The 23,778-nt window shown below is 33.3% G+C and carries 41 protein-coding genes; all 41 read left to right on the forward strand.

Going from position 1 to position 23,778, the window contains the following annotated elements:
* Nucleotides 1-444 (forward strand): EF-Tu C-terminal domain-related protein (locus IO99_RS10810; protein ID WP_035133281.1); only part of this gene is annotated, 444 nt, incomplete at its 5' end.
* Between the two features lie 659 nt (nt 445-1,103).
* A complete protein-coding gene (rpsJ, locus tag IO99_RS10815; RefSeq protein ID WP_035133283.1) occupies nt 1,104-1,412 on the forward strand; it encodes a 30S ribosomal protein S10 in 309 nt (102 codons plus the stop codon).
* A 107-nt stretch (nt 1,413-1,519) separates the two neighbouring features.
* Nucleotides 1,520-2,149: a 50S ribosomal protein L3 gene (gene rplC, locus IO99_RS10820; RefSeq protein WP_035133285.1), complete on the forward strand. Its 630-nt coding sequence runs from the start codon at nt 1,520-1,522 to the stop codon at nt 2,147-2,149.
* Between the two features lie 17 nt (nt 2,150-2,166).
* Nucleotides 2,167-2,787, forward strand: coding sequence for a 50S ribosomal protein L4 (gene rplD, locus IO99_RS10825; RefSeq protein WP_035133287.1), 621 nt, complete (start codon nt 2,167-2,169; stop codon nt 2,785-2,787).
* Entirely contained in the window at nt 2,787-3,083 is a 297-nt protein-coding gene (rplW, locus tag IO99_RS10830; protein WP_035133289.1) for a 50S ribosomal protein L23, read from the forward strand. The genes rplD and rplW overlap by 1 nt, the downstream gene beginning before the upstream one ends.
* A 52-nt stretch (nt 3,084-3,135) precedes the next feature.
* On the forward strand, nt 3,136-3,969 hold the full coding sequence (rplB, locus tag IO99_RS10835; protein WP_035133291.1) for a 50S ribosomal protein L2: 834 nt from the start codon (nt 3,136-3,138) through the stop codon (nt 3,967-3,969).
* A 62-nt stretch (nt 3,970-4,031) separates the two neighbouring features.
* Nucleotides 4,032-4,313 (forward strand): 30S ribosomal protein S19, encoded by a 282-nt coding sequence (gene rpsS, locus IO99_RS10840; protein ID WP_035133294.1) that lies wholly within the window; start codon nt 4,032-4,034, stop codon nt 4,311-4,313.
* 22 nt (nt 4,314-4,335) lie between these two features.
* A complete protein-coding gene (rplV, locus tag IO99_RS10845; protein WP_035133296.1) occupies nt 4,336-4,671 on the forward strand; it encodes a 50S ribosomal protein L22 in 336 nt (111 codons plus the stop codon).
* Nucleotides 4,672-4,687: 16 nt separating this feature from the next.
* The gene (gene rpsC, locus IO99_RS10850) at nt 4,688-5,353 is read left to right on the forward strand and encodes a 30S ribosomal protein S3 (RefSeq protein WP_035133299.1); all 666 of its coding nucleotides are present in this window, start codon (nt 4,688-4,690) and stop codon (nt 5,351-5,353) included.
* A gap of 27 nt (nt 5,354-5,380) precedes the next feature.
* Complete coding sequence (rplP, locus tag IO99_RS10855; RefSeq protein WP_035133300.1) at nt 5,381-5,824, forward strand: 50S ribosomal protein L16; 444 nt, start codon at nt 5,381-5,383, stop codon at nt 5,822-5,824.
* Entirely contained in the window at nt 5,814-6,026 is a 213-nt protein-coding gene (gene rpmC, locus IO99_RS10860; RefSeq protein ID WP_035133305.1) for a 50S ribosomal protein L29, read from the forward strand. Before rplP ends, rpmC begins: the two co-directional genes overlap by 11 nt.
* 21 nt (nt 6,027-6,047) lie before the next feature.
* Complete coding sequence (gene rpsQ, locus IO99_RS10865) at nt 6,048-6,302, forward strand: 30S ribosomal protein S17 (protein WP_035133308.1); 255 nt, start codon at nt 6,048-6,050, stop codon at nt 6,300-6,302.
* A 23-nt stretch (nt 6,303-6,325) separates the two neighbouring features.
* Nucleotides 6,326-6,694 carry a 50S ribosomal protein L14 gene (gene rplN / locus IO99_RS10870; RefSeq protein ID WP_035133311.1) on the forward strand — a complete coding sequence of 123 codons (369 nt, stop codon included), beginning with the start codon at nt 6,326-6,328 and terminating at the stop codon, nt 6,692-6,694.
* A gap of 17 nt (nt 6,695-6,711) precedes the next feature.
* Nucleotides 6,712-7,026, forward strand: coding sequence for a 50S ribosomal protein L24 (gene rplX, locus IO99_RS10875; RefSeq protein ID WP_035133314.1), 315 nt, complete (start codon nt 6,712-6,714; stop codon nt 7,024-7,026).
* Nucleotides 7,027-7,048: 22 nt separating this feature from the next.
* Nucleotides 7,049-7,591 (forward strand): 50S ribosomal protein L5, encoded by a 543-nt coding sequence (rplE, locus tag IO99_RS10880; protein WP_035133316.1) that lies wholly within the window; start codon nt 7,049-7,051, stop codon nt 7,589-7,591.
* Nucleotides 7,592-7,605: 14 nt separating this feature from the next.
* Complete coding sequence (locus IO99_RS10885) at nt 7,606-7,791, forward strand: type Z 30S ribosomal protein S14 (RefSeq protein WP_035133318.1); 186 nt, start codon at nt 7,606-7,608, stop codon at nt 7,789-7,791.
* A gap of 32 nt (nt 7,792-7,823) precedes the next feature.
* Nucleotides 7,824-8,222, forward strand: a complete 399-nt coding sequence (gene rpsH / locus IO99_RS10890) for a 30S ribosomal protein S8 (protein ID WP_035133320.1) — start codon at nt 7,824-7,826, stop codon at nt 8,220-8,222.
* Between the two features lie 23 nt (nt 8,223-8,245).
* Complete coding sequence (gene rplF, locus IO99_RS10895) at nt 8,246-8,785, forward strand: 50S ribosomal protein L6 (RefSeq protein ID WP_035133322.1); 540 nt, start codon at nt 8,246-8,248, stop codon at nt 8,783-8,785.
* A gap of 25 nt (nt 8,786-8,810) precedes the next feature.
* The gene (rplR, locus tag IO99_RS10900) at nt 8,811-9,173 is read left to right on the forward strand and encodes a 50S ribosomal protein L18 (protein WP_035133324.1); all 363 of its coding nucleotides are present in this window, start codon (nt 8,811-8,813) and stop codon (nt 9,171-9,173) included.
* Between the two features lie 17 nt (nt 9,174-9,190).
* Nucleotides 9,191-9,688 carry a 30S ribosomal protein S5 gene (gene rpsE, locus IO99_RS10905; protein ID WP_035133326.1) on the forward strand — a complete coding sequence of 166 codons (498 nt, stop codon included), beginning with the start codon at nt 9,191-9,193 and terminating at the stop codon, nt 9,686-9,688.
* A 12-nt stretch (nt 9,689-9,700) separates the two neighbouring features.
* Nucleotides 9,701-9,880, forward strand: a complete 180-nt coding sequence (gene rpmD, locus IO99_RS10910) for a 50S ribosomal protein L30 (RefSeq protein WP_035133328.1) — start codon at nt 9,701-9,703, stop codon at nt 9,878-9,880.
* Nucleotides 9,881-9,897: 17 nt separating this feature from the next.
* A complete protein-coding gene (rplO, locus tag IO99_RS10915; RefSeq protein ID WP_035133331.1) occupies nt 9,898-10,338 on the forward strand; it encodes a 50S ribosomal protein L15 in 441 nt (146 codons plus the stop codon).
* Complete coding sequence (secY, locus tag IO99_RS10920; protein ID WP_035133333.1) at nt 10,339-11,622, forward strand: preprotein translocase subunit SecY; 1,284 nt, start codon at nt 10,339-10,341, stop codon at nt 11,620-11,622.
* Nucleotides 11,623-11,647: 25 nt separating this feature from the next.
* Nucleotides 11,648-12,310: an adenylate kinase gene (locus IO99_RS10925; protein ID WP_035133451.1), complete on the forward strand. Its 663-nt coding sequence runs from the start codon at nt 11,648-11,650 to the stop codon at nt 12,308-12,310.
* Nucleotides 12,297-13,043: a type I methionyl aminopeptidase gene (gene map, locus IO99_RS10930; protein WP_035133335.1), complete on the forward strand. Its 747-nt coding sequence runs from the start codon at nt 12,297-12,299 to the stop codon at nt 13,041-13,043. Before IO99_RS10925 ends, map begins: the two co-directional genes overlap by 14 nt.
* A 13-nt stretch (nt 13,044-13,056) precedes the next feature.
* Entirely contained in the window at nt 13,057-13,338 is a 282-nt protein-coding gene (locus IO99_RS10935) for a KOW domain-containing RNA-binding protein (RefSeq protein WP_035133337.1), read from the forward strand.
* An 8-nt stretch (nt 13,339-13,346) separates the two neighbouring features.
* Nucleotides 13,347-13,565, forward strand: a complete 219-nt coding sequence (gene infA / locus IO99_RS10940; protein WP_035133338.1) for a translation initiation factor IF-1 — start codon at nt 13,347-13,349, stop codon at nt 13,563-13,565.
* A gap of 15 nt (nt 13,566-13,580) precedes the next feature.
* Nucleotides 13,581-13,694, forward strand: a complete 114-nt coding sequence (gene rpmJ, locus IO99_RS10945; RefSeq protein WP_003373491.1) for a 50S ribosomal protein L36 — start codon at nt 13,581-13,583, stop codon at nt 13,692-13,694.
* A gap of 43 nt (nt 13,695-13,737) precedes the next feature.
* Complete coding sequence (gene rpsM, locus IO99_RS10950; protein WP_035133340.1) at nt 13,738-14,106, forward strand: 30S ribosomal protein S13; 369 nt, start codon at nt 13,738-13,740, stop codon at nt 14,104-14,106.
* Nucleotides 14,107-14,121: 15 nt separating this feature from the next.
* Complete coding sequence (gene rpsK, locus IO99_RS10955) at nt 14,122-14,514, forward strand: 30S ribosomal protein S11 (protein ID WP_035133342.1); 393 nt, start codon at nt 14,122-14,124, stop codon at nt 14,512-14,514.
* A gap of 19 nt (nt 14,515-14,533) precedes the next feature.
* The gene (gene rpsD, locus IO99_RS10960) at nt 14,534-15,154 is read left to right on the forward strand and encodes a 30S ribosomal protein S4 (RefSeq protein WP_035133344.1); all 621 of its coding nucleotides are present in this window, start codon (nt 14,534-14,536) and stop codon (nt 15,152-15,154) included.
* A gap of 63 nt (nt 15,155-15,217) precedes the next feature.
* Nucleotides 15,218-16,165 carry a DNA-directed RNA polymerase subunit alpha gene (locus tag IO99_RS10965; RefSeq protein ID WP_035133346.1) on the forward strand — a complete coding sequence of 316 codons (948 nt, stop codon included), beginning with the start codon at nt 15,218-15,220 and terminating at the stop codon, nt 16,163-16,165.
* A 12-nt stretch (nt 16,166-16,177) separates the two neighbouring features.
* Nucleotides 16,178-16,519 (forward strand): 50S ribosomal protein L17, encoded by a 342-nt coding sequence (rplQ, locus tag IO99_RS10970; RefSeq protein WP_035133348.1) that lies wholly within the window; start codon nt 16,178-16,180, stop codon nt 16,517-16,519.
* Nucleotides 16,520-16,610: 91 nt separating this feature from the next.
* Nucleotides 16,611-17,540, forward strand: a complete 930-nt coding sequence (locus IO99_RS10975; RefSeq protein ID WP_084178155.1) for an energy-coupling factor transporter ATPase — start codon at nt 16,611-16,613, stop codon at nt 17,538-17,540.
* A complete protein-coding gene (locus IO99_RS10980; protein ID WP_035133350.1) occupies nt 17,525-18,379 on the forward strand; it encodes an energy-coupling factor transporter ATPase in 855 nt (284 codons plus the stop codon). The genes IO99_RS10975 and IO99_RS10980 overlap by 16 nt, the downstream gene beginning before the upstream one ends.
* A 30-nt stretch (nt 18,380-18,409) precedes the next feature.
* The gene (locus IO99_RS10985) at nt 18,410-19,207 is read left to right on the forward strand and encodes an energy-coupling factor transporter transmembrane component T family protein (RefSeq protein ID WP_035133352.1); all 798 of its coding nucleotides are present in this window, start codon (nt 18,410-18,412) and stop codon (nt 19,205-19,207) included.
* A 26-nt stretch (nt 19,208-19,233) separates the two neighbouring features.
* Nucleotides 19,234-19,968 (forward strand): tRNA pseudouridine(38-40) synthase TruA, encoded by a 735-nt coding sequence (gene truA / locus IO99_RS10990; protein ID WP_035133355.1) that lies wholly within the window; start codon nt 19,234-19,236, stop codon nt 19,966-19,968.
* A 142-nt stretch (nt 19,969-20,110) separates the two neighbouring features.
* Nucleotides 20,111-20,545: a 50S ribosomal protein L13 gene (gene rplM / locus IO99_RS10995; protein ID WP_035133357.1), complete on the forward strand. Its 435-nt coding sequence runs from the start codon at nt 20,111-20,113 to the stop codon at nt 20,543-20,545.
* A 26-nt stretch (nt 20,546-20,571) separates the two neighbouring features.
* A complete protein-coding gene (gene rpsI, locus IO99_RS11000) occupies nt 20,572-20,964 on the forward strand; it encodes a 30S ribosomal protein S9 (RefSeq protein WP_035133359.1) in 393 nt (130 codons plus the stop codon).
* Nucleotides 20,965-21,264: 300 nt separating this feature from the next.
* Nucleotides 21,265-22,890: a Na/Pi cotransporter family protein gene (locus IO99_RS11005; protein WP_035133361.1), complete on the forward strand. Its 1,626-nt coding sequence runs from the start codon at nt 21,265-21,267 to the stop codon at nt 22,888-22,890.
* A 202-nt stretch (nt 22,891-23,092) separates the two neighbouring features.
* Nucleotides 23,093-23,752, forward strand: a complete 660-nt coding sequence (gene cwlD / locus IO99_RS11010; RefSeq protein ID WP_084178156.1) for an N-acetylmuramoyl-L-alanine amidase CwlD — start codon at nt 23,093-23,095, stop codon at nt 23,750-23,752.
* Nucleotides 23,753-23,778 lie beyond the last annotated feature (26 nt).

Genomic DNA, 23,778 nt, shown 5'->3' on the forward strand with positions numbered 1-23,778 from the left:
ACAGAAGAGAAGAGAAAAGTAGTATGTACAGGAGTAGAGATGTTCAGAAAACTTCTAGATGAAGCACAAGCAGGAGATAACATCGGAGCTCTATTAAGAGGAGTACAAAGAACAGATATACAAAGAGGTCAAGTATTGGCAAAAAGTGGATCAGTACATCCACATATGAAGTTCGTAGGTCAAGTATACGTACTTAAAAAAGAAGAGGGTGGAAGACATACACCATTCTTTGATGGATACAGACCACAGTTCTACTTCAGAACAACAGACGTAACAGGATCAATCAAATTACCAGATGGAATGGAAATGGTAATGCCAGGAGACCACATAGATATGAACGTAGAGTTAATCACTCCAATCGCAATGGATGAAGGATTAAGATTCGCGATCAGAGAAGGTGGAAGAACAGTAGGATCAGGAGTTGTAACTTCTATAATCGAATAATTAAGATTTAAAATAATAAATTATTTATTATCCTGAAAAGGAAATGTGCACAATAAAACCTAGGTAAAAAGAGAGATGGGGACGCCTATCTCTCTTTTTTATGTCTAAATAACTTCTCCCACAATATATACAATAATGAAATATAAATTATATATAAATATGGAGAAAAATCTATAATAATAGATTTTTCATTATTTTACCTATTGAATTTAAATGTTATATGATGTACTATACATAAATATAACTTCTATAGTATATTTAATTAAAAATAAAAAAGTTTACTAATATCTTTATATATTCTGAATTTTAGGCAATTATATAACAAATAGTTAGTAAAGTTACATATTAAATATATAATATTTTTATTAAAGAAAATTAAAGATATTAAAAATTTACAAGAGTAAAAAATGAATAAAAACTCTTGTCAAAGCTAACAAAATAATGTATACTATAGAAGTTGCAATATGGTAACAGCGATGAGGTAAGAGGTTGCCGGGCTTCCGGGGGAATTCTTAACCGAGCATGCTCAATCATGAATTGGGCGACGGGGTCTGTAGTGCTGTTGTGTTTCTTAAAATAAGAAACGCCAGGAACAGTTTACAGAACTTCCGCTGTTGCGCGTAAGAAGTAATAGCGTGCGATGAAAAGGAGGGAATGAAATGTCAAAACAAAAAATCAGAATCAGATTAAAAGCGTTTGATCACACAATACTAGATCAATCAGCAGAGAAGATTGTTGAGACTGCTAAAAACACAGGAGCTAAAGTAGCTGGTCCAGTACCACTACCAACTGAGAAAGATGTAATAACTGTTCTAAGAGCTCCACACAAATACAAAGATTCAAGAGAGCAGTTCGAAATCAGAACTCATAAAAGACTAATCGATATATTAAGTCCATCACCAAAAACTGTTGATGCATTAATGAGATTAGACTTACCAGCAGGTGTAGATATCGAAATAAAATTATAATCGTACATAGTACATGAAATTGAACTATGATGTACGGGTAATAGAAAAACTATTACTAACTATTATGATCACTATGTGGTCCGCTAATAAGTAGGAGGTGTATTTAAATGATAAAAGCTATAATGGGTAAAAAATTAGGAATGACTCAAATATTTGATGAAAATAGAAGAGTAGTACCTGTAACAGTTGTAGAAGCTGGTCCATGTGTAGTCATCCAAAAGAAAACAGTAGAAAATGATGGATATGAAGCCATAAAAGTTGGATTTGGAGATATAAGAGAAAAGTTAGTGAATAAACCTAAGAAAGGTGAATTCGCAAAAGCTGGTGTTGTTGTAAGAAGACACATAAAAGAATTTAGATTAGAGGATACAAGTGCTTACGAAGTAGGTTCTGAAATAAAAGCAGAAATCTTCGCAGCAGGAGATAAAATTGACGTATCTGGAATATCTAAAGGAAAAGGATTCGCTGGCGTTATAAAAAGATGGAACTTCCACAGAGGACCAATGAGCCACGGTTCTAAATTCCATAGAGCAGTAGGTTCAATGGGAGCATCATCAGACCCATCAAGAACATTTAAGAATAAAAAAATGCCTGGTCATATGGGAAATGTTAATACTACAGTGTTAAATCTAGAAGTAGTAAGAGTAATACCTGAAAAGAATATTATTCTTATAAAAGGCGGAATACCAGGACCAAACAAAGGTTTAGTAGTAATAAGAAACGCTGTTAAAGCATAAGGAAAGGAGGATGCAGAATGCCTACAGTAAAAGTGTATAACACTGAGAAAAAAGAAGTTGGAGAAATTCAATTAAATGATAGCATTTTCGGAGTAGAAGTTAGTGTTGAAGCAATGCACCAAGTTGTGTTAGCTCAATTAGCTAATAAAAGACAAGGAACTCAAAGTGCTAAGACAAGAGCTGAAGTAAGAGGCGGAGGAATTAAGCCTTGGAGACAAAAAGGAACAGGAAGAGCAAGACAAGGTTCTATAAGAGCTCCACAATGGATTCACGGGGGTATCGTATTTGCACCAAAACCACGTGATTACAGAGTTTCCGTTCCAAAGAGTATGAGAAGAGTAGCTATGAAATCAGCTTTAACTTCAAAAGTACAAGATAATGAAATGATAGTATTAGAAAGCTTGGCTTTCGATGCACCAAAAACTAAAGATATGGTAAAAGTTCTTAATGCTTTTGAAACTAAAAAAACATTAATAGTTGTAGCTGAGTCTAATGAGAATGTTTATAAATCAGCAAGAAACATTCCTGGAGTAGCTGTAGTGCCTGTAAACAACATAAATGTTTACGACATATTAAAGTATGAAAACTTAATGATTACTAGAGATGCTGTATCAAAAATTGAGGAGGTGTATGCATAATGAAAATGACTAGTTATGATATAATAAGAAAACCTGTTATAACTGAAAAAAGTATGGCTGCTATGGCAGATAGAAAATACACTTTCATCGTTGACATACACGCAAACAAAGTTCAAATAAAAAAAGCTGTTGAAGAAGTTTTCGGAGTAAAAGTTGAAGATGTTAAAACTTTAAGAAATTTAGGTAAAACTAAAAGAGTTGGAGTTCACATTGGAAAAAGAGCTGACTTCAAAAAAGCAGTTATTAAATTAGCAGCTGACAGCAAAACAATTGAATTCTTTGAAGGAATGCAATAATATAACGCATTTATTGGCTAGAGCCAGATAAGCGAAAAGGGAGGGAAACCTAATGGCAGTTAAAAAATTTAACCCTACCACACCTTCAAGAAGAAATATGACTATGGCTTCATTTGAGGAAATAACAACAGATGTACCTGAAAAGTCACTTCTTGTAAGTAAGAAAAAAACTGGTGGTAGAAATGCTCAAGGTAAAATTACTGTTCGTCACCACGGTGGTGGAGCGAAACAAAAATATAGATTAATAGATTTTAAAAGAACTAAAGATGGTATACCAGCTAAAGTTGCAACTATCGAGTACGATCCAAATAGATCAGCTTACATCGCATTAGTTGTATATGCAGATGGTGAAAAGAGATACATAATAGCTCCAGTTGGATTAAAGGTTGGAGATGTTGTAGTATCTGGATCAGATGCAGACATTAAAGTTGGAAATACACTTCCAATAACTAACATACCAGTAGGTACAATAATTCATAACATTGAATTACAAGTAGGAAAAGGTGCTCAACTTGTTAGATCAGCAGGTTCTTCAGCTCAATTAATGGCTAAAGAAGGAGCTTATGCTCAAGTAAGACTACCAAGCGGAGAAGTTAGATATGTAAGAGTAAACTGTAGAGCTACAATAGGAACAGTTTCAAACTTAACTCACGAAATTGTTAATATAGGTAAAGCAGGAAGAAAGAGACATATGGGTATCAGACCAACAGTAAGAGGATCTGTAATGAACCCTAATGACCACCCACACGGAGGTGGAGAAGGTAAATCTCCAGTAGGTCATGCTAGTCCACGTACTCCATGGGGTAAACCAGCTCTTGGATACAAAACTAGAAAAACTAAGAAATACTCTGACAAATTTATTGTTAAGAAAAGAAATAGTAAATAGTTAGAAGAGAAATAAATTCTCTTCTGATTATAACTACTTTACATGAAGGGAGGCCACTAATAGTGAGTAGATCAATTAAAAAAGGACCTTTTGTAAAAGAGTCTCTTCTAAATAAAATAGAAGAAATGAACAAAGCTGGCGAGAAGAAAGTTATAAAGACTTGGTCAAGAAGCTCTACAATTTTTCCTCAAATGATAGGACACACAATTGCTGTACATGATGGAAGAAAACATGTTCCAGTATATGTCCAAGAAGATATGGTAGGACATAAACTTGGAGAGTTCGCTTTGACTAGAACTTTTAAAGGTCATATCGCGAAGGAAAAATCAAGTAGAATGAGATAGTACGGGAAGGAGGAAATTACCAATGGAAGCTAAAGCTATAGCTAAATATGTAAGAATGTCTCCTATGAAAGTTGGGATTGTTCTTGACCTTATAAGAGATAAGAATGTAAATGAAGCTTTCGCTATATTACAATATACTCCAAAAGATGCAGCTGTTGTTGTTAATAAATTATTAAAATCAGCTGTTGCGAATGCAGAAAACAATTTTAATTTAGACAGAAATAGATTATATGTTGCAGAGGCTCATACAGGTGCAGGTCCAACATTAAAGAGATTTAGACCACACGCTCAAGGTAGAGCATTCAGAATTTTAAAAAGAACTAGCCATATAACTATAGTAGTTAAAGAAAGAGCATAAGAAGGAGGGATATAGAGTGGGTCAAAAAGTACATCCACACGGCCTAAGAGTTGGTGTTATCAAGGATTGGGACGCTAAATGGTATGCAGACAAGAAAAATTTTGCAGATAACTTAGTTGAAGATAATGCTATCAGAGAATATATAAAGAAAAGATTATTCACTGCTGGAATATCTAAAATTGAGATAGAAAGAGCAGCTAAAAGAGTTAAAATAAATATACATACCGCAAAACCTGGAATGGTTATAGGAAAAGGCGGTCAAAGTATAGAAGAACTTAAAGTTGCATTAAAAGAAGTTGTTGGAGATAAATTTGTTTTAATTAACATAGTAGAAGTTAAAACACCAGAAAATAATGCACAATTAATGGCTGAAAACATAGCAGCTCAATTAGAAAAGAGAATATCTTTCAGAAGAGCTATGAAACAAACAATTCAAAGAGCTATGAGAACAGGTGTTAAAGGAGTTAAAACTGCATGTTCAGGAAGATTAGGCGGAGCTGAAATTGCAAGAACAGAGCAGTATCATGAGGGAACAATCCCACTACAAACTTTAAGAGCTGATATCGACTATGGATTTACAGAAGCTAATACAATCTATGGTAAAATTGGTGTAAAAGTTTGGGTGTATAAAGGTGAGGTTCTTCCAACTAAGAAAGTTCAGAAGGAAGAAAGTAACTCATAATAACGTGTAAGGAAGGAGGAATTTGACATGTTAATGCCTAAAAGAGTTAAACATCGTAAGGTACAACGTGGTAGAATGAGAGGTAAAGCTACAAGAGGTAACTTCATCGCTTATGGAGATTATGCTTTACAAGCAACAGAGTGCGGTTGGATTACAAGCAACCAAATCGAATCTGCCAGAATAGCTATAAATAGATACGTTAAAAGAGGAGGAAAGGTTTGGATAAAAATCTTCCCTGATAAGCCAGTAACTGAAAAACCAGCTGAAACACGTATGGGATCTGGTAAAGGTTCACCAGAGTACTGGGTAGCAGTAATTAAACCAGGTAGAGTATTATTTGAAATATCTGGAGTATCTGAAGAAGCTGCTAGAGAAGCTATGAGACTTGCGTCTCACAAATTACCAGTAACAACCAAATTTGTTACTAGAAGAGATTTTGAGGAAATGGGTGGTGAAATCAATGAAGGCTAATGAATTGAAAGAGTTGAGACAAAGTACTCCTCAAGATTTAAATGTAAAACTATCTGATCTTAAATCAGAATTATTTAACCTTAGATTTCAGTTAGCTACAGGACAGTTAGAAAACCCAATGAGAATTAAACAGGTTAAGAAGTCTATAGCCCAAATTAAAACCATCCTTAGAGAAGAAGAATTAAGGGCTTGTGAGCAGTAATACTGAAAGGAGGTTCATCTTGTGGAAAGAGGAAATAGAAAAAGTAGAATCGGAAGAGTAGTTTCTGACAAAATGGATAAGACAATTGTTGTTGCTGTTGAAACTAAAGTTAGACATCCATTATATGGAAAAACAGTTAATAGAACAACTAAATTTAAGGCTCATGATGAAAATAATGAAGCAAAAGTTAACGATAGAGTATTAATAATGGAAACAAGACCATTATCTAAGGATAAGAGATGGAGACTTGTTGAAATCATGGAAAGAGCTAAATAGTTAACTGAAGGGAGGGTATTTACATGATACAACAACAAACATTATTAAAAGTAGCGGATAACTCTGGTGCTAAAGAAATAATGTGTATTAGAGTACTCGGTGGTTCCAAAAGAAAATGGGGAAACATCGGAGACGTAATTGTTGCTAGCGTTAAAAGTGCAACACCAGGTGGAGTTGTTAAAAAAGGTGACGTAGTAAAAGCAGTTATTGTTAGATCAGTTAAAGGTTTGAGAAGAGCAGACGGGACTTATATCAGATTTGATGAGAACGCAGCTGTTATTATAAAAGACGATAAGAATCCAAAAGGAACTCGTATCTTCGGACCTGTTGCTAGGGAGCTAAGAGATAAAGAATATAATAAAATATTGTCACTAGCACCTGAAGTACTATAGGATAGGGGGTAGCAAAGATGAAAGTTCATGTTAGAAAGAAAGACACTGTTATGGTTATCTCTGGAAAAGATAAAGGTAAAACTGGAGAAGTTTTAGCTGTTTATCCTAAGACTGGAAAAGTTGTAGTTGCTGGCGTTAACGTAGTAACTAAACATCAAAAACCAAACAGACAAAATATGCAAGGTGGAATAGTTAACTTTGAAGCAGCTATTAACAGCTCAAAAGTTATGCTATATTGCGATAAATGTAAGAGCGTAACTAGAATAAGCAATAAAGTACTTGATGATGGTACAAAAGTTAGAGTTTGCAAAAAGTGCGGAGAAACATTTTAATTCGCGAAAGGAGGTTTAACAAATGGTTACAAGACTACAAGAGAAATACAATAGTGAAGTAATACCAGCTATGATGGATAAGTTCGGATACAAAAATATAATGCAAGTACCTAGACTTGAAAAAATAGTTATAAATATGGGAGTTGGCGAAGCTAAAGATAACTCTAAAGTTTTAGATGCTGCTGTAAGTGATATGCAATTAATCACTGGACAAAAAGCTGTATTAACTAGAGCAAAGAAATCAGTTGCCAACTTTAAAATAAGAGATAACATGGCAATTGGATGTAAAGTTACATTAAGAAAAGATAAGATGTTCCAATTTGCGGACAAATTAATGAATATAGCATTACCAAGAGTTAGAGACTTCAGAGGCGTTCCTACTAAGTCATTTGATGGAAGAGGAAATTATGCTTTAGGAATAAAAGAACAATTAATATTCCCTGAAATAGAATATGATAAAATTGATAAAGTAAGAGGAATGGATATAATATTTGTAACTACTGCAAAGACAGACGAGGAAGCAAGAGAATTATTAAGATTCCTTGGAATGCCATTTGCTCAATAAAAGGAGGGAATGACTTGGCACGTAAAGCTTTAATAGAAAAGTGGAAAAAAGAACCAAAATATTCAACTAGAGAATACTCTAGATGCAGATTATGTGGAAGACCACATTCTGTCTTAAAAAAATTTGGTATTTGCCGTATATGTTTCAGAGAACTTGCTTATAAAGGACAAATTCCTGGATGCAAAAAGGCAAGCTGGTAATATACAGATCATAGCGAAAGGAGGCACAATTAATGAATATGACTGATCCGATAGCAGATTTGCTAACACGTGTAAGAAATGCAAATATTGTTAGACATGAAATAGTAGAAGTTCCTTCTTCAACAATAAAGAAAGGCATAGCAAATATTATGCTTCAAGAAGGATATATTAAAAATATAGAAGAATATCAAGATGGAACTGTTTCAATGTTAAGACTTAGCATGAAATATGGCCAAAATAAAGAGAGAGTTATAACAGGACTTAAGAGAATATCTAAACCAGGACTAAGAGTTTATAGTGGTAAGGATGATATCCCTAAAGTTTTAAATGGATTAGGAGTTGCAATAATATCAACTTCTAAAGGATTAGTTTCTGATAGAGAAGCTAGAAAATTAGGATTAGGCGGAGAAGTTATCTGCTACATCTGGTAGTTTATGAACAAGGAGGTGCGATTATGTCAAGAGTAGGAAGACTTCCAATAGCTATACCAGCTGGTGTATCTGTTACAGTAACGCCAGACAACGTTGTTACAGTTAAAGGACCTAAAGGGGAATTAACTAGAACAATGGTGAAGAATATAAACATAGCTATAGAGGATAATCAAGTGGTCGTTACAAGACCAAGCGATATAAAAGAACATAGAGCTCTACACGGATTAACTAGAGCATTATTAAATAATATGGTAATTGGAGTAACTAATGGTTTCGCTAAGACATTACAATTAGTTGGTGTTGGATATAGAGCAACAGCAAAAGGTAAGGGATTAACTTTAAACCTAGGATTCTCACACCCAGTTGAAATAGCTGCTGTAGATGGAATTACATTTGAATTAACAGATGCTAATACTATAGTAGTAAAAGGAATCGACAAGGAATTAGTTGGTAAAGTTGCAGCTGATATAAGAACTTGGAGAAAACCTGAGCCTTACAAAGGAAAGGGTATTAAGTACTCTGATGAAGTTATCAGACGTAAGGAAGGTAAGACTGGTAAATAATAGCTATTAGAAAGGAGAGAATTTCATGTTCAATAAAGCTGATAGAAAGCTATCAAGAGAAAGACGTCATTTAAGAGTACGTAAGAAAATTCATGGAACAGCTGAAAGACCAAGACTTGCAGTGTTCAGAAGTGAAAAGAACATATACGCTCAAATTATAGATGATGTTGCTGGAAGAACATTAGTTGCTGCATCTAGTTTAGATAAAGACTTTTCTCTAAAAGTTGGTAGCAATAAGGAAGCTGCTAAACTAGTTGGTGAAGTAGTAGCTAAAAAAGCAATAGAAACAGGAATTACTGAAGTTGTATTCGATAGAGGTGGATATGTATACCACGGAAGAGTACAAATGCTTGCAGAAGGTGCAAGAGAAGCAGGACTTAAATTCTAAAAAAAGGAGGTACACACATGAAAATAGATCCTAGCACACTTGATCTTAAAGAGAAAGTTGTACACATAAACAGAGTTGCTAAGGTTGTTAAAGGTGGTAGAAACTTCAGATTCAGCGCACTAGTAGTTGTTGGTGATGAGAACGGACACGTTGGTGTTGGAATGGGAAAATCTATCGAAATACCAGAAGCAATTAGAAAAGGTATCGAAGATGCTAAAAAGAACATCGTTAAAGTTGAATTAGATGGAACTACAGTTCCTCATACTATAGATGGTAAATTTGGAACTGGTACAGTTCACATAATGCCAGCTTCAGAAGGAACAGGTGTTATCGCTGGAGGTCCAGCAAGAGCAGTACTTGAGCTTGCAGGATTAAAAGACGTTAGAGCTAAATCATTAGGTTCAAATAACCCAAGAAATATGGTTAGCGCAACTATAGATGGATTATCAAAATTAAGAACAGCAGAGCAAGTTGCAAAACTTAGAGGCAAAACTGTTGAAGAAATTCTAGGATAGGAGGGGAAAACCTTGGCTAAAGTTAAATTAACATTAGTAAAGAGTTTAATTGGTAGAAAGAAAGATCATATTGCTACTGTAGAGGCTCTTGGATTAAGAAAAATAGGTAAAACTGTTGAGCACGAGGAGACTCCTCAGATCAGAGGTATGATTAATAAAGTAAGTTACCTACTAAAAGTAGAAGAAGCTTAAACTAAGGAGGTGTAAATATGAGACTTCATGAGTTAAGACCTGCAGAAGGTGCAAAAAAATCTCCTAAGAGAATCGGTAGAGGTACTGGTTCAGGTTGGGGTAAAACTGCTGGAAAAGGTCAAAAAGGACAAAACTCAAGATCTGGTGGCGGTGTAAGACCAGGATTTGAGGGAGGTCAAATGCCTTTATATAGAAGACTACCTAAGAGAGGATTTACAAATATATTTGCTAAAGAATATACTTGTATAAACGTAGATAGACTAAACATATTTGAGGATGGAACTGTAGTTACTCCAGAGTTACTTCGTGAATCTGGAATGGCTAAGAGAGTAAACGATGGGATAAAGATTCTTGGAAATGGTAACATTGAAAAGAAATTAACTGTTAAAGCTAATAAGATTTCCAAAGCTGCAGCAGAGAAGATTGAAGCGGCAGGAGGAAAAGTTGAGGTGATATAGATGTTATCAACCCTACGAAACGCTTGGAAAGTTCCTGAGCTAAGAAAAAGAATACTATTTACATTAATGATAGTAGTAATTTTTAGAATGGGTGTGTTTATCCCAGTACCAGGAGTGGATGCTAGTAAGATTGCAACTTTAGTTAGTAGTAATTCTGGTTCCCTTCTAAGTTTCTATGACATGATTGCAGGAGGGGCTTTTAGTAAGTTTAGTATATTTGCTTTAGGTGTTACTCCGTACATCAATGCATCGATTATAATTCAATTACTTACAATTGCAATTCCTTATTTAGAACAACTTTCTAAAGAAGGTCAAGAAGGAAGAAAAAAAATACAGAACTATACTAAATATGCAGCTTTAGTATTTGCTGTTATTCAAGCATATGCAGCATATGCCCTAATTAAAAGCTCAGGAGCTATATTGATAGAAGGTTCAATGGGCCTTTTACTAATAATACTAACAATGACAACAGGTACAGCCTTGTTAGTATGGATAGGTGAACAAATTTCAGTATATGGAATTGGAAGTGGTGTTTCTGTTATTATATTTGTAAATATAATATCTTCACTACCACAAACAGCTTATCAAATAGCAGGGCTTCTTAAAACAGGAGAAGTTAGTCCGGTAGAGGTTGTAATATTCGTAGCAGTAGCTTTAGCTTTATTAATTACAGTAATTGTTATAAATTTAGCAGAACGAAGAATTCCAGTGCAATATGCCGGTAAAGCAATAGGAAGAAAAGTTATAAAAGGTCAATCATCACATATTCCAATAGGATTAAATTCTTCTGGAGTTATGGCGATAATCTTTGGTATGTCAGTAATGCAATTTCCAGCGGTTATAGCACAAATATGGCCTGAATCTTCCTTTGCGGTATTTGTTAATAAGAGTTCTTGGAGTATATTTCAGCAAGATACTATGAAATATGTAGTAGCATACTTTTTATTAGTACTATTCTTTGCTTGGTTCTATACTATAATTACTTTCAAACCAGATGAGATGGCAGAGAATATGAATAAATCGTCAGGATTTATTCCAGGTATAAGACCAGGTGAAAAAACTGAAATTTACTTAGAGAAGATTTTGACAAGAATATCCCTTTTAGGTGGAACATTTGCTGGAATTATAGCTATAGTGCCTATATTAGCAGCTATATTCAGTAATTTTAAGGGAGTTTCATTTGGTGGAACTAGTTTACTAATTTTAGTTGGTGTATCTCTAGATACTATGAAACAATTAGAATCTCAGCTAGTAATGAGACATTATGAAGGGTTCCTTAAATAAAAATTTTAATTTGGAGTTGATACTAGTGAGAGTTATTTTATTAGGTCCTCCTGGAGCCGGAAAAGGAACTCAGGCAAAGTCAATCTGTAATAAATACTCTATACCACACATATCTACTGGAGATATTTTTAGATATAATATCTCTCAAGCAACGCCTTTAGGGATTGAAGCTAAAAAATATATAGATAAAGGTCATCTAGTACCAGATGAATTAACTATCGATTTAATTAAAGATAGATTAAAGCAGGATGACTGCAAAAATGGATTTTTACTAGATGGTTATCCAAGGACTGTAAATCAAGCAGAGGCTTTAGAAGTTTTACTTAAAGAAATGAGTTTAAAACTAGACACTGCCTTATTGATTGAAGTTCCTAAGGGTTTTATTATAGATAGAATGACAGGAAGACGTGTATGTACTACTTGTGGAGCTAGTTATCACGTAAAATATAATCCTACTAAAAACGATGGAAAATGCGACGTTTGCGGTAGCGTTGTAATACAAAGAGCAGATGATAATGAAGCGACAGTAAGTGAAAGACTTGAAATATATGATGCACAAACACAACCGTTAATAGAATACTATAGAGAGAAAAATCTATTAGCAGAGGTTGATGGAACGCAAGCTATTAATGATGTTTTTAAGAATATCTGTGGTATCTTAGGAGCGATAAATAGTGATGAATATTAAGAGTGATACAGAACTAGAATATATGAGGAGTGCTGGTAAGGTTGTTGCCGATACCCTAGCAATGATTCAAAAGGTAATAAAACCAGGAATAACCACTGCAGAAATTGATAAACTTGCTGAAGAGTTTATATTAGCACAAGGAGCTATACCTTCTTTTAAAGGATATGGAGGATTCCCAGGATCAATATGTGCATCAGTAAATGATGTAGTAATACATGGTATCCCGAATGACACCGTATTAGTTGAAGGAGATATAATCAGTGTTGATTGTGGAGCAATACTTAATGGCTATCATGGTGATGCTGCACGAACTTTTCCAGTAGGAAATATTTCTAAGGAAGCACAACATCTAATAGATGTCACTAAAGAATCTTTCTTTAAGGGCATTGAAAAAGCAGTAGTGGGGAACAGACTTACCGATATTTCAGCAGCTATTCAAAAGCATGCTGAGAGTTTTGGATATTCTGTGGTTAGGGATTTTGTTGGACACGGCATAGGAACTTCTATGCATGAAGACCCACAAGTTCCTAATTACGGCACTGCTGGTAAAGGTCCTAAGTTAGTACACGGTGTAGTACTTGCAATTGAACCTATGATAAACATGGGAAATTACAAAGTTAAAATTAAGCCAGATGGTTGGACTGTAGTGACTAGTGATGGAAAGTTATCTGCCCATTATGAAAATACTATAGCAATAACTAATGAAGGTGTAGAAATACTAACTTTGAGCTAATGAGGTGACTAATGTGGATGATGACAGCCTTTTAGGTAAGGTAGTACATTCAAAATCAGGAAGAGATAAAGGAAAATACTTTATCATTATTGGTATAATAGACGATGAGTATGTCTATATTTCAGATGGAGACCTTAGAAAAATTGATAGGCCAAAGAAAAAGAAAATTAAACATTTATCTTTTACAAATATTTTGGCTGAAGATATTAGAAGTGCTATCTTATCTGATGGAAAGATCAGTAATTCTAAAATAAGAAAATTTTTGCAGGTTGAAGATATAATAGAGGAGGTTTGATTACCCTTATGTCAAAAGATGATATAATTGAAATGCAAGGTGTCGTTTTAGAAACTCTACCTAATGCAACTTTCCAAGTTGAATTAGAGAGTGGGCACAAGATACTTGCTCATATTTCTGGAAAGTTAAGAATGAACTTTATAAGAATTTTACCAGGCGATAAGGTTACAGTAGAACTTTCTCCATATGATTTGACTCGTGGGAGAATAACTTGGAGAGATAAGTAATAAGGAGGGTTAGCTATGAAGGTAAGACCATCAGTTAAACCTATATGTGAAAAATGTAAAGTTATAAAAAGAAAAGGAAGAGTAATGGTTATCTGTGAAAATCCTAAACATAAACAAAAACAAGGTTAATGAAAATAAATAAGTAGTGATACTTAGGAGGTGTAGATTGTAGATGGCAAGAATTGCAGGTATTGACCTACCAAAAGAAAAAAGAGTTGAGATAGGTCTAACTTATATATTTGGTATAGGACTACCAAAATCTCATGAAATACTTGAAGCTACAGGAGTGAATCCTGATACAAGAATCAAGGATTTAACTGAAGATGAAGTAAACACATTAAGAGATTATGTAAATAAGAACATAATGGTTGAAGGTGATCTTAGAAGAAAAGTTGCCTTAGATATAAAGAGACTTAAAGAAATCGGATGTTATAGAGGAATAAGACATAGAAAAGGTCTTACAGTTAGAGGTCAAAAGACTAAGACTAATGCAAGAACAAGAAAAGGTCCTAAGAAGACTATAGCAGGTAAGAAGAAATAGTAAGGAGGGAATATAATGGCTCAAAAGAAAGTTAGAAGTAGAAGAAAAAAAGAAAGAAAAAATGTTGAGCACGGTGCTGCACACATAAAATCTACTTTCAATAATTCCATCGTTACACTTACTGATGCAGCTGGAAACGCATTGTCATGGGCAAGTGCTGGTGGATTAGGATTTAGAGGTTCAAGAAAAAGTACTCCATTTGCAGCTCAAATGGCAGCTGAAACAGCAGCTAAAGCAGCGATGGAACATGGTTTAAAAAGCATAGAAGTTTATGTTAAAGGTCCAGGAGCAGGTAGAGAAGCGGCTATAAGATCACTTCAAGCTGCAGGATTAGAAGTTACTTTAATCAAAGATGTAACTCCAATTCCACACAATGGATGTAGACCACCAAAAAGAAGAAGAGTTTAATTAACAGGAGGTGTAATGAATGGCAAGATACACAGGCGCTACATGCAGACTTTGTAGAAGAGAGGGCCTTAAGCTTAACCTTAAAGGTGACAGATGCTTCACTGAGAAGTGCGCTTTTACTAGAAGAGGTTATGCACCAGGTCAACATGGTCAAAGCAGAAAGAAAATGTCAAACTATGGAACTCAATTAAGAGAAAAGCAAAAAGCTAAGAGAATATATGGAGTTCTAGAAGGACAATTTAGAAAGTACTATGAGAAAGCTGAAAAGCAAAGAGGAATTACAGGTGAAAACCTACTAAAATTACTAGAATTAAGATTAGATAACGTTGTTTATAGATTAGGATACGGAAGCTCAAGAGTTGAAGCTAGACAATTAGTAAACCACGGACATTTCTTAGTAAATGGTAAAAAAGTAGATATCGCATCTTACTCTGTTAAAGCTGGAGATGTTATATCAGTTAGAGAAAAAAGCAGATCTTCTGAAAAATTCAAAGTTTTTGCTGAAAATCCAAAAACTCTACCAACTTGGTTAGAAGGAAATATTGAATCATTTGAAGGTAAGGTTGCTTCAATACCAGCAAGAGAAGACATAGACGTTCCTGTTAACGAAACATTAATCGTTGAGTTATACAGTAAATAGTCAATAATGTAATCAGTTGCCCTCGATATAAAAAAACCACTAAATTTAAAAGGAGGGTTATAAATGTTAGAAATTGAAAAGCCAAAAATAGAATGTGTTGAAACCGCTGAAAATGGTACATATGGCAAATTTGTTGTTGAACCATTAGAAAGAGGTTATGGAATAACTTTAGGTAATGCATTAAGAAGAATTCTTCTTTCTTCACTACCTGGAGTTGCTGCTAATTCGATTAAAATTGATGGTGTTTTACACGAATTCTCAACTATACATGGAGTTAAAGAAGATGTTTCTGAGTTAATTCTAAATATAAAGGAATTAGCACTTAAGATGTCTGGTGAGGGCCCAAGAACAATATATATTGATGCTGAAGGTCCTGGTGAAGTTACAGGAGCAGATATTAAAGTGGACGGAGATGTTGAAGTAGTTAATAAGGATCTTCATATTGCTACCCTAGATGATGGTGGAAAGTTATTTATGGAGATAAATATTAATAGTGGTAGAGGTTATGTTTCTCAAAATAAGAACAAAACTGATGATAAGCCAATATCAACTATACCTGTTGATTCAATATATACTCCAGTTAAAAGAGTTAACTTTACAGTTGAGAATACAAGAGTAGGACAGATCACAGATTATGATAAATTAACTATAGAAATTTGGACAAATGGAACTATTAGACCTGATGAAGCTATTGGTTTATCAGCTAAAATTCTTATTGAACACTTTAAATTATTTATGACATTAACTGATCATGCAGATAATGTTGAAATAATGATAGAAAAAGAAGAAGATAAGAAAGAAAAAGTTCTAGAAATGACTATAGAAGAACTAGATTTATCTGTTAGAAGCTTTAATTGCTTAAAGAGAGCTGGTATTAATACTGTTCAAGAGTTAACAGAAAAATCAATGGATGATATGATGAAGGTAAGAAACCTAGGAAAGAAATCTCTTGAAGAGGTTGAGCAAAAACTTGAAGGCTTAGGATTGGGATTCAAACCTAGCGAGGAGTAAGGAGGTATAGAGATGGCACAGCAACGTAAGTTAGGACGTCCAACTGATCAAAGAATGGCAATGCTTAGAAATCTTACGACTAGTTTCTTAAAGCACGGTAGAATTGAAACAACTGAAGCTAGAGCAAAAGAAACTAAAAGATTAGCTGAGAAAATGATAACTTTAGCTAAAAGAGGAGATCTTCATGCTAGAAGACAAGTGCTTGCATTTGTTACAGAAGAGGATGTTGTTAAGAATTTATTTGATAACGTAGCTCCAAAGTACGCTGAGAGAAATGGTGGATACACTAGAATAATGAAAATGGGACCTAGAAGAGGCGACGGAGCAGAGGTTGTTGTATTAGAATTAGTATAATAATTCAAGGGGATTAAGTAAGGCTAACTTAGTCCCCGTTTTGTTATAAAATTGAGTATTAGATAGTAACTCTCTAATGGAGGGATAATTGATGGAAACTAATATAAATTCTAGAGATAATCAAATTGAAAAGCTTAATGAAATTAATAAAATAGATAATTTAAATTCATCCAGTGAAAAAGTACCGGAAGTTATTAGTGAAAACTTGAGATACACTTATCCTCCGGATAGTGAAGGTAATATAAAATTGGCTATAGATGGTGTTAATATTACCATTAATAAGGGTGAGTTTGTAGTTGTATTAGGTCATAATGGATCAGGAAAATCTACTTTTGCAAAACATATAAATGCACTCTTAATTCCAACAGAGGGCAAAATTAGTGTGTCTGGATATGATACTAGCAAAGAAGAAAATATATGGAATGTAAGAAGCAAAGCGGGTATGGTTTTTCAAAACCCTGATAACCAAATTGTTGCAACTATAGTAGAAGAGGATGTAGCTTTTGGACCTGAAAATTTAGGCGTAGAACCTAAGGAGATAAGAAGAAGAGTAGACGAGTCACTTAAGAGAGTAAACATGTATGATTATAAAAAACATGGACCACATCTTCTATCTGGGGGTCAAAAGCAACGTGTAGCTATTGCTGGTATATTAGCTATGATGCCTGAATGCATAGTATTAGATGAGCCAACAGCCATGCTTGATCCATCTGGAAGAAAAGAAGTTATAAATACGATAATGGATTTAAATAAAAACAATGGGATTACAATAGTATACATAACACACTTTATGGAAGAAGCTGTTGCAGCAGATAAGATATATGTTATGGACTCAGGAAAAGTTATAGTAGAAGGAAAGCCAAGAGAAGTATTTCAAAATGTAGAAATTATGAAAAACTTAGGTTTGGATGTACCACAAATGACAGAATTGGCTTATGAATTAAATAAATCAGGTGTTAATATAAAATCGGATATATTAACTATAGATGAGATGGTGAGAGAATTATGTCAATTAAAATAGAAAATTTAACTCATATATATATGGCTAAAACTCCCTTTGAAAAGGTTGCCCTTAGTAATGTTAATGTGAATATAAATGATGGTGAATTTGTAGCCCTCATTGGACATACAGGCTCAGGTAAATCTACTTTGATACAACACATGAACGGGTTATTAAAACCTAACCAAGGAAAAATATTTGTTGATGGTGTAGATATTACTGCTAGTGGAGTTAAGCTAACGGACATAAGAAAAAAAGTTGGATTAGTATTCCAATATGCAGAGTATCAACTTTTTGAGGAAACAATAGAAAAGGACATAATGTTTGGACCTAAGAATTTAGGGCTTAATGATGAGGAAGCTTTAGAAAGAACTAAAAGAGCCATGGACATGGTAGGTTTAGACTATGAAACTTACAGAAATAAATCTCCATTTGACCTAAGTGGAGGACAAAAAAGAAGAGTAGCAATAGCTGGAGTTGTAGCTATGGAACCAAGGGTTTTAATACTAGATGAACCAACAGCTGGATTAGATCCTAAGGGGAGAGATGAAATTCTAGGAGAGCTATATAAGCTTCATAAATCCTATAACATGACTATTATTCTTGTATCTCATAGCATGGAGGATGTGGCAAAGGTTGCAGACCGTATATTGGTAATGGATGAAGGAAAATGTGTATTAGATGGTACACCACAAGAAATATTCAAAGAAGTAGATACATTAGAAAATGTAGGTCTTGCAGTTCCACAGGTAACATATCTTATGCGAGAATTGAGAAGGGTTGGATTTGAATTACCTGATGATATTTTCACATTAGAACAAGCTAAAAAAGAGTTACTTAAGATACTAGCAAAAAACTAGGCTCTTTTATAAAGTTATGGAGGAGTAAATATGATTAAAGATATTACCATAGGCCAATATATACCTGGAGAGTCATTTGTCCATAAATTAGATGCTAGGGTAAAAATACTATTTTCCTTACTCTTTATAATAGACTTATTTTTAATAAAAGAGTTCTCAGGATATATTGTTATTTTTATATTTACAATGATGGCTATAATTGTATCTAAGATTCAATTTAGATATATATATAAGGGATTAAAGCCTATATTTATATTAATGATAATAACGGCACTATTTAATGTGTTTTTAACTAGAGGTAACGTATTATTATGGCAATGGGGATTTATTAAAATATATAAAGAAGGTATAGTAACAGCTATATTTATGATACTAAGACTTACTTTTCTTATTATAGGAACATCTCTATTAACATTAACTACATCACCAATAGAACTTACTGATGGAATAGAAAAATTACTAGGACCATTTAAGAAAATTGGTGTACCAGCTCATGAACTTGCTATGATGATGACTATAGCACTACGATTTATACCTACTTTAATGGATGAGACTGATAAAATAATGAAGGCTCAAAAGGCAAGAGGTGCAGATTTTGAAAGTGGAAGTATAGTTAATAGAGCTAAAAGCCTTATACCACTACTTGTACCGCTATTTATTAGCTCCTTTAGAAGAGCTGATGAGTTAGCAATGGCAATGGAAGCTAGATGCTATAGAGGTGGAGAAGGCCGAACTAGAATGAAGATATTGAAAGTAACTTCGAGAGATTATGTAGGAATGATTGTTATGTCTACATTAACTATAATAGTTATATATATGAGATTTTAGATGTAGTAGAATAAAGGGATATATATATGAAAAACATTAAGTTAATACTAGAATATGATGGAACTAATTATATGGGTTGGCAAAAACAGCCTAAGGGAGAAACCATTCAAGGAACAGTTGAGAATGCAATCTCTAAGATCACTGGGGAAAAAGTTGAAGTGATTGGTTGTAGCAGAACCGATAGTAAAGTCCATGCTAAAGGATATGTGTGTAATTTTAAGACTAGTAGTAATATTCCTGTAGAAAAGTTTAGAGAAGCATTAAATCATGTATTACCAGAAGATATATCTGTAATTAAGTCCTCACAAGTTCATGATGATTTTCATGCTAGATATGATTCAAAAGGGAAGATGTATTGCTATACAATACTAAATACAGAAGTAAGAATGCCCATATGTAGAAATTTTTCATATCACTATAAAAAGAGTTTAGATATAGAGAAAATGAAGGATGCTGCAAAATTTTTTATAGGAACTCATGATTTTGAAGCTTTTAGGAATATTGGAAGTTCAGTTAAAACGACTACAAGAACTATTAGTAAAGTTGATATAGTTAAGAACGAACACTATATCAAAGTATATATAGCTGCTGATGGATTTTTATATAATATGGCAAGAATTATGATAGGAACGCTTATAGATGCAGGAAATGGAAAAATAAAAGCAGAAGATATACCTAAAATAATATTAAGTAGAGATCGAAAAAAAGCAGGCAAAACATGTTCACCCCAAGGTTTGTGTTTAATTGAAGTTTATTATTAATAATAGTAAAAATCATTGACACACCCGGGAAATTGTATTATAATGAATTTTGTTCGTATAATAAATATTTGTGTGTAAGATCCATTAGCCCCGGATCTTTATCCATAGAATTATAATTGTTAAAAATCAGGGAGGTAGTAAGATGAAATCATACTTAGCTAAACCAAGTGAAATACAAAGAAAATGGTATGTAGTAGACGTTGAAGGAATGACTTTAGGTAGAGCTGCAAGTCAAATAGCTTCTATATTAAGAGGTAAAAATAAACCAGAATTTACTCCAAATGTAGATACTGGAGATCACGTAATAGTTGTAAATGCAGAGAAAATTGTTTTAACAGGAAAGAAATTAGATCAAAAAATGTTAAGACATCACTCATTATACCCAGGCGGATTAAAAGAGATCCCTTACAGAGAAGCATTAGCTAAGAAACCAGAATTCGTATTTGAAGAAGCTGTAAGAAGAATGCTTCCAAAAGGAGTTCTTGGAAGACAAATGGCTAAGAAGCTAACAGTTTACAGAGGACCAGAGCACAAAAATCATGCTCAAAAACCAGAAGTATTAGAATTAAAATACTAATATAGTATTGTAAGGAGGAATAAATAATGGCAAAAGTTCAACATTTTGGAACAGGTAGAAGAAAGAAATCAGTTGCTAGAGTAAGACTTGTACCTGGTGAAGGTAAAGTTGTAATAAATAAAAGAGATATGGATAACTACTTTGGATTAGATACATTAAAATTCATAGTTAACCAACCATTAGTATTAACAGGAACTAAAGACAAATTTGACGTTTTAGTTAATGTACACGGTGGTGGATACACAGGTCAAGCTGGAGCTATCAGACACGGAATATCAAGAGCTTTATTAAAAGCTGATGAGAGCTTAAGACCAGAACTTAAGAAAGCTGGATTCTTAACAAGAGACCCAAGAATGAAAGAAAGAAAGAAATACGGTCTTAAAAAAGCAAGAAGAGCTTCTCAATTCTCAAAAAGATAGTATTTGTACATACAACTGTATGTTATATAAGAATAAGGAGTATATATTTACATATATACTCCTTATTTTTATTTTGTGTAAATTTTTTTAGGTAAACTCATTTTATATAATCATTAGTGCAGTTTAAGTTATAACATTACTCATAAATAATATGTTTATAAAAAGTTATGTTAAATTCGTGTTAAATATGTAAATAAGTATTAACATGTTTTTGATTATAGTGTATTATTAATATGGAATTTTAATGGACAAAGAAAAAGTACATATTGTGGAATGAGATTTATTGTAGGAGGTAAATTGATGTATAATATCATATTTTTGATTATTAACCTTTTAGGAGGATTAGGACTTTTTCTATATGGGATGAAGCTTATGGGGGATGGTCTTGAAAATGCAGCAGGAGATAAACTGAAGGGTATTTTTGACAGGATAACATCTAATCCAGTGAAAGGTGTGCTAACAGGTACCATTGTCACTGCTATTATTCAAAGTAGTAGTGCTACTACAGTAATGGTTGTTGGATTTGTTAATGCAGGACTTATGAATTTATATCAAGCAACATCTGTTATAATGGGAGCTAATATTGGTACTACAATAACAGCCCAATTAATAACATTTAAATTTGATGCTTTTGCACCTGTATTTTTAGCCATTGGTGCAGTTATGATACTTTTTTGCAACAAAAGAAAAGTAAAAGAAGTGGGTCAAATTATCCTTGGATTTGGTATATTATTTTTAGGATTAAAACTTATGTCAAGTGCAATGTCACCGCTTAAGGACTCAGTATTCTTTACAAATTTAATACTAAAATTAGAAGGACATACTATATTAGGACTCTTAATAGGAATGATGATGACAGCTGTCCTTCAAAGTTCATCAGCTTCTACTGGTATACTAGTAGCCTTAGCATCTACAGGAAGCTTACCATTAACAGTAGCAATACCAATATTATTAGGTAATAACATTGGTACATGTGTAACAGCATTAATATCTAGCATAGGAACTTCAATAACGGCAAAAAAAGCAGCAGTTATTCACTTGTTATTTAACCTTATAGGAGCTGTTATATTCTTAATTATCCCAGTTACATTCTTAGCTAATATAGTTTTATCAATAAGTCCAGATGTAGGTGCTGAAGCTATACCAAGACAAATAGCAAATGCACATACCTTATTTAATGTGGTAAATACATTACTATTACTTCCTTTAATTAAATATCTTGTTGCATTTGTTAATAAGATAATTCCTGGTGAAGATGAAAAAGATGTACCAGGTGTAAAATATATAGACGAAAGATTGCTAGAGACTCCAGCAATAGCTTTTGGCCAAACAACTAATGAAATAGTAAGAATGGGTGAGAAGGCAAAGGAAAATTTAAAAGTAGCTATGAATTCTTTTTTACAAGGAGATGAAGAGCTAATAAAGGTAGCATATAATAATGAAAAGATAATTAATCTATTAGAACATGATATAACAAGATATCTAGTTAAGTTATCTAACTCAGATTTAGGTGACGAACAGAGAGCAGAACTAGCTGCATATTTCCATGTGGTAAATGATATTGAGCGTATAGGAGATCATGCAGAGAATATTGCAGATCTTGCTAGTGAGAGAATCACAAAAAGATTAAGTTTTTCTCCAGATGCTATGAATGAAATAAAAGGTATGTTTGACTATACTATAAGTGCAGTAGAAATGAGTATAGAGTGTTTTAAAAGTTATAATAGAGAAAAAGCAGCGGGGATAAGAGGAATAGAAGAAAGAATAGACTCCCTAGAAAAAGAACTAAGGGCATCACACATAAAAAGATTAAACACTGGTGTATGTAATGCTGTAGTGGGAACAATTTTCTTGGATTTGATAAGCAATTTAGAGAGAATAGGGGATCACTCAGTAAATATAGCTGAAATAATATATGAAAATTAAAATTAATAGTATTTTATAGCTTTTATGTTAAAAACCTTTTGGATAATGTGTATCCGAAAGGTTTTTATTATATAGGTAAAAGAATAATAGTATGAATTTATGAATAAGTATAATTACAGAGTAATAAAAAAAGGTGGGGGGAACCATTAAGAATACTAAATTAATATCAATACTTACAGTAATTATTTTAGGATTCATATGCATGTCTGTAATTAATGTAAACAAGGTGGCTACAACTTATAAAAATGCTGAATCAGAACAAGAAAAAAATAAAATAATATTAATTGATCCAGGACACGGAGGAATAGATGGAGGTGCTTCATCTAAGGATGGAACTACAGAAAAGGATATAAACCTAAATATCGGACTTCTATTAGGGGCAAATTTAAAAAGTCAAGGATATAAGGTTGAATTTACAAGAGCAGAGGATATAGGACTTTATACTGAAGGAAAATCAGTAAAAGAGAAAAAATATGAGGACTTAAATAAAAGAGTAAGTTTGAAGGAAGAAACAAAGTGTGACATATTTGTTAGTATACATCTAAATACATTTCCAGAATCATATTGTAAGGGTGCTCAGGTATGGTACTCAAATTATGAAGGAAGCGAAAGGTTAGCAAATATTATGCAGGGTACATTAAAAGATAAATTGGACCAGTCCAATAAGAGAAAAGCAAAGGCTGCAGGCACTCAATATAAAGTACTGAGAGGTAATGATAATATGGCAGGAGTCATTGTAGAGTGTGGATTTCTAAGTAATCCTGAAGAATCACAAAAGTTAAAGGATGAAGAATATCAAAAGAAAATTGCAGATGCATTGGCTGAATCTATCAGCATTTACTTGAAAGAAGGAGCAAATTAAAGATAAGAGCCTACTTTTTCTATAAA

It is taken from the genome of Clostridium sulfidigenes, from assembly GCF_000732635.1.
GTDB lineage: Bacteria > Bacillota > Clostridia > Clostridiales > Clostridiaceae > Clostridium_J > Clostridium_J sulfidigenes.